The sequence below is a fragment of the Pseudonocardia sp. EV170527-09 genome (assembly GCF_008369905.1).
Taxonomy (GTDB): Bacteria; Actinomycetota; Actinomycetes; order Mycobacteriales; family Pseudonocardiaceae; genus Pseudonocardia.
The window spans coordinates 1-4,262 of record NZ_VRMC01000176.1 but is presented as its reverse complement, the minus strand read 5'-3'; the positions used below and the strand labels follow the sequence as shown (position 1 = coordinate 4,262).

At 73.3% G+C, this 4,262-nt stretch carries 7 protein-coding genes; 2 read left to right on the top strand and 5 right to left on the bottom strand.

Annotated features, from left to right (window positions below; genetic code table 11):
- Positions 1 to 392, top strand: a 392-nt coding sequence (locus FVA95_RS27690; protein ID WP_193564271.1) for a transposase, incomplete at its 5' end; no start/stop codon positions are given.
- Between the two features lie 47 nt (positions 393 to 439).
- Positions 440 to 1,162 (top strand): methyltransferase domain-containing protein, encoded by a 723-nt coding sequence (locus FVA95_RS27685; protein ID WP_240051776.1) that lies wholly within the window; start codon positions 440 to 442, stop codon positions 1,160 to 1,162.
- A 13-nt stretch (positions 1,163 to 1,175) separates the two neighbouring features.
- Here the strand turns inward: FVA95_RS27685 and FVA95_RS27680 are convergent, their stop codons facing one another.
- The 5 genes from FVA95_RS27680 to FVA95_RS27660 form a co-directional block, all read right to left on the bottom strand.
- Positions 1,176 to 2,087 (bottom strand): alpha/beta fold hydrolase, encoded by a 912-nt coding sequence (locus FVA95_RS27680; protein ID WP_205016008.1) that lies wholly within the window; start codon positions 2,085 to 2,087, stop codon positions 1,176 to 1,178.
- Positions 2,051 to 2,626 carry a GtrA family protein gene (locus tag FVA95_RS27675; RefSeq protein WP_161992503.1) on the bottom strand — a complete coding sequence of 192 codons (576 nt, stop codon included), beginning with the start codon at positions 2,624 to 2,626 and terminating at the stop codon, positions 2,051 to 2,053. Before FVA95_RS27675 ends, FVA95_RS27680 begins: the two co-directional genes overlap by 37 nt.
- Before the next feature lie 122 nt (positions 2,627 to 2,748).
- Entirely contained in the window at positions 2,749 to 3,369 is a 621-nt protein-coding gene (gene pcaG, locus FVA95_RS27670) for a protocatechuate 3,4-dioxygenase subunit alpha (RefSeq protein ID WP_149666766.1), read from the bottom strand.
- The gene (pcaH, locus tag FVA95_RS27665) at positions 3,366 to 4,064 is read right to left on the bottom strand and encodes a protocatechuate 3,4-dioxygenase subunit beta (RefSeq protein WP_149666765.1); all 699 of its coding nucleotides are present in this window, start codon (positions 4,062 to 4,064) and stop codon (positions 3,366 to 3,368) included. Before pcaH ends, pcaG begins: the two co-directional genes overlap by 4 nt.
- Positions 4,065 to 4,092: 28 nt before the next feature.
- On the bottom strand, positions 4,093 to 4,262 hold a 170-nt coding region (locus FVA95_RS27660; RefSeq protein ID WP_149663856.1), incomplete at its 5' end, for an integrase core domain-containing protein.

Below are 4,262 nucleotides of genomic sequence, written 5' to 3'. Positions count from 1 at the left end.
GAGCTATTTACACCGCGTCCACCGCCGATGCCGCTGCAGCCGCGCTGGATGATCTCGATGACGAGTGGGGGCGAGCCTATCCGGCGATGATACGTTTGTGGCGTAACGCCTGGACCGAGTTCGTGCCGTTCCTCGACTACGACATCGAGGTCCGGAGGGTGATCTGTACGACGAACGCGATCGAATCGTTGAACGCCCGCTACCGGCGAGCGGTCCGAGCGCGAGGGCATTTCCCCAGCGAGCAGGCCGCGATGAAATGTCTGTACCTTGTCACCCGCAGCCTCGACCCGACCGGACGAGGCCACACCCGATGGATGATGCGCTGGAAGCCAGTCCTCAACGCCTTCGCCATCACTTTCGGTGACCGCTGGCCGGGCGCCGAGCACTACTGACAACATCGCCGGAACCACCGTTCTCGTTACAGACCCTCCACGTCGGCGTGTACGAGGACCCGGACGAGCTGATCTCGGTCGCGAGCGCCCGCACGGTGACCCGGATGGCCGAGGTCGCCGGGGTCGGCCCGGGCACCCGGGTGCTGGACCTGGGAGCCGGCTACGGCGGCGCGGCCCGCCGGCTGGCGGCCGGGCACGGGGCCGCGGTGCACTGCCTCAACCTCTCCCCCGTCGAGAACGCCCGCAACGAGCGGATGACCCGGGAGCAGGGGCTGGACGAGCAGGTCACCGTCACGACCGGTAGCTACGAGGCCGTGCCGGTCGAGGACTCCTCGGTGGACCTGGTGTGGTCCCAGGACGCGTTCCTGCACTCCGGCGACCGGGACCGGGTGCTCGACGAGGTCGCCCGGGTGCTGCGCCCGGGCGGGCAGATGGTGTTCACCGACCCGATGGCCGTCGACGGGCTGGACCAGTCCTCGATCCAGCCGATCCTGGACCGGATCGCGCTGTCCACGATGGGCACACCCGGCTTCTACACCGAGGGGCTGGAACGACGCGGCTTCACCGGTGTGCGGTTCCACGACCACGCCGGGCAGCTGCCGACGCACTACCGCCGGGTGCGCGAGGAGCTCGTCGCGCACGAGGAGGAGCTGTCGTCGTCGATCTCGCGGCCCTACCTGACCGCCATGAAGGCCGGCCTGCAGCACTGGGTGGACGGCGGACGGGCCGGGAAGCTCACCTGGGGCATCGTGCACGCCGTCCGGTCCTGAGGACCGCCCCCGGTCAGCCGCCCAGGAAGGCGCGGACCGCGGCAGTCGTCGCGGCGGGCTGCTCGTCGACGAGGAAGTACCCGGCGCCGGCGAGTGCCTCACCGGTGACCAGGTCCGGGTCGGCGGCGGCGCGGCGCCACACCTCCAGCGGGCTCTCGGCGTTGGCACCGACGACGCCGCGCTCGCCCCACAGCACCAGGGTGGGCGCGGCGATCCGCTCCCCCGCCCGGTCCGAGGCGGCGTCGTGGTCGAGGTCGATCGAGGCGCCCGCCCGGTAGTCCTCCAGCATCGCGTGCCGGGCGGCCGGGTCGGCGAACGCGCGCTCGTAGGAGGCCAGTGCCTCGGGCGGGTGCGCGTCGAGCCCGGAGCCCCAGCCGCCGAGCAACGAGTGCAGGAAGCCGATCGGGTCGCCGGCGATGAGCCGTTCGGGCAGGTCGGCGGGCTGGATGAACAGGAACCAGTGGTAGTACGCCGTCGCCAGCGCCCGGTCGGTGTGGGCGTAGACGTAGGCGGTGGGAAGGATGTCCAGCAACGCCGCCCGCGTGACGCGCTCGGGGTGGTCGAGCAGCATCCGGTGGGTGACGCGGGCGCCGCGGTCGTGGGCGACGACGGCGAAGGTGTCGAAGCCGAGGCGGGCCATCACGTCGACCTGGTCGGCGGCCATCGCCCGGAACGAGTAGCCGGCGTGGTTCTCGCCGTCGGCGGGGCGGCCGGACTCGCCGTAGCCGCGCAGGTCCGTCGCGACGACGGTGTGGTCGCGCGCCAGGTCCGCCGCGAGCGGCCCCCACATGGCGTGGGTCTGCGGGAAGCCGTGCAGCAGCAGCACCGGCGGGCCCTGTCCGCCGCGCACCCCGTGGACGACGACCCGCTCCTCGGGCGGCCCGACGGTCAGGTCGAAGGCGTCGAACTCGGCTGTTCCGGACACGGGTGCCGTCCTCCCTGGTCGCCTCGCGCACCGGCGGCGGCCGGGCGTGCCACATCGAACACCCAGAACCGCAGCACCGCGAACCGCAGCAGCCCGCCGACGAGGCTCGCGGCGGCGACGACAGCCGCCTCCTCCCCCGGCGTGGTGGCCCCGGCGATCTGGTGCAGCGCGAGCAGCACCGCCGAGGTGTAGGTCGCGTAGAACGCGACGGTGCCCGCGTCGTGCACCCACTCGCGCAGCCGGTGCGCGGGGGCGCCGTCGAAGGCGAAGCGGCGGCTGGCCTCGGTGCTGACCGCGGTGGTGAGGACCAGCGCGACCAGGTTCGCCGGGACGGCCGGGAGCACCGGGCGCAACAGCAGGAACAGCGCGGCGTTCAGCGCGGTCGCCCCGCCGCCGACGACGGCGTAGCGGGCGAGCTGCACGGCGAGGGAGTACCGCCGCGACACCGCGGCGACGGCGCCCGTCACGCGCCCGCGGACCCGGGCGGCGGACTGCGTCGGATCACCGAACGGCACGTGTGCCGACTGCGCTGCGTCCACCGGTCCTCCCGCCCCTGCTGGGTAGATCTTCGCAGGAGTACCCCCGAAGGATCACCCGAATCAACCGGACGCGTCACACCCGCCACACCGGTGAGGTCCCGGGCGGGCGCGGCCGGGGGCCGTCACAGCGTGAGGAACACCGTCTCCCCCTCGCCGCGCAGCCGGATGTCGAACCGGTACCGGCCCGGCCCGTCCGCGACGGCGACGAGCGTGTTCCGGCGGTCGGCCGGGACGGCGGTGAGCAGCGGGTCGGTGGTGTGCGCCGCGGCGTGCTCGGGGAAGTAGATGCGGGTGACCACGCGGTCGAGCAGGCCACGGGCGAACACCGAGACGTTCACGTGCGGAGCCTCGGCGGGGCGCGCATCGGCACCGCGCGGAGCCTCGGCGGAGCGCGCATCGGCACCCTGCGGAGCCTCGACGGGCAGTGCACCCGGCAGCACGGTGCGGATCCACCACCGGCCCTCGTCGTCGGTGGGGCAGCGGCCGAAGCCGCGGAAGCCCTCGACGGACGACTTCGCCGCGCCGCGGGGGTCGTCGGGGTGGTCGAAACGGCCGTCCGGGTCGGCCTGCCAGGTCTCGACCAGCGCGTCGGGGACGAGCGCCCCGGCGCCGTCGAACACGGTCCCGCCGATCAGGACGGCGCCCGGGGTGCCGTCGGGCACGACGTCCGGGCCGTCCGGCCAGGGCAGACCCAGCGCGAGGTAGGGGCCGACGGTCTGGGTCGGGGTCAGCGGCAGGCTCATGCGTGGGGCTCCTCGAACGGGGTGGCGCCGCAGCCGCGCAGCACGATGTCGAACCGGAACGCCAGCGCCCACTCCGGGCGGGTGGCCTCCAGGTCGAAGGTGGACACCAGCCGCGTCCGCGCCTGCTCGGGCGTCGCGTTGTAGATCGGGTCCTGGGCGAACAGCGGGTCGTCCGGGAAGTACATCTGGGTCACCAGCCGCTGGGTGAACGCGCGCCCGAACAGCGAGAAGTGGATGTGCGCGGGGCGCCAGGCGTTGTGGTGGTTGCCCCAGGGGTAGGCGCCGGGCTTGATCGTGGTGAACGAGTAGCCGCCGTGGGCGTCGGTGAGGACCCGGCCGCCGCCGGTGAAGTTCGGGTCGAGCGGGGCGGGCCAGTTGTCCCAGCGGTGGGCGTAGCGGCCCGCGGCGTTGGCCTGCCAGACCTCGACCAGGGTGTCCGGGACGGGGCGGCCGTCGGAGTCGAGGACCCGGCCGAAGACGACGATCCGCTGTCCCTGGGCCTCACCGTGCGCGCCGACGGTGAGGTCGTCGTCGCCGGGGCGGACGGGCCCGGTGAGCAGTGGGCCGGTGATCTCGGTGAGCCGCTGGGGCAGGATCACCGGCTGCTCGGACGGCGCCCGCAGCGCGGTGCTGCGGTAGTCCGGTGAGAGCAGCGGTGCGTGGGTCCCGGCCGGGACGGGGGCGTAGCCCTGCATCGGCGGTCCTTCCTCGTGGTGGGTGGATCTAGATGTGATGTCCAGGGAGGTTGGTCAGCCTGGTGACTGGTGGCTGGCCGCCGATGGCGGAGTGAGCGCGGTGGTGATTGTAGAAGTGCAGCCAGCCGGGTAGGGCGTCGTTGCGTTGGCGGGTCGACTCATAGAGTCGGGCGTAGGCCCAGCCGTCGGCCAGGGTCC

Coding starts and splice junctions, on each gene's coding strand:
- pcaG (WP_149666766.1), bottom strand. CDS start 3,369: ATGAGCCTGCCGCTGACCCCGACCCAGACCGTCGGCCCCTACCTCGCG.
- pcaH (WP_149666765.1), bottom strand. CDS start 4,064: ATGCAGGGCTACGCCCCCGTCCCGGCCGGGACCCACGCACCGCTGCTC.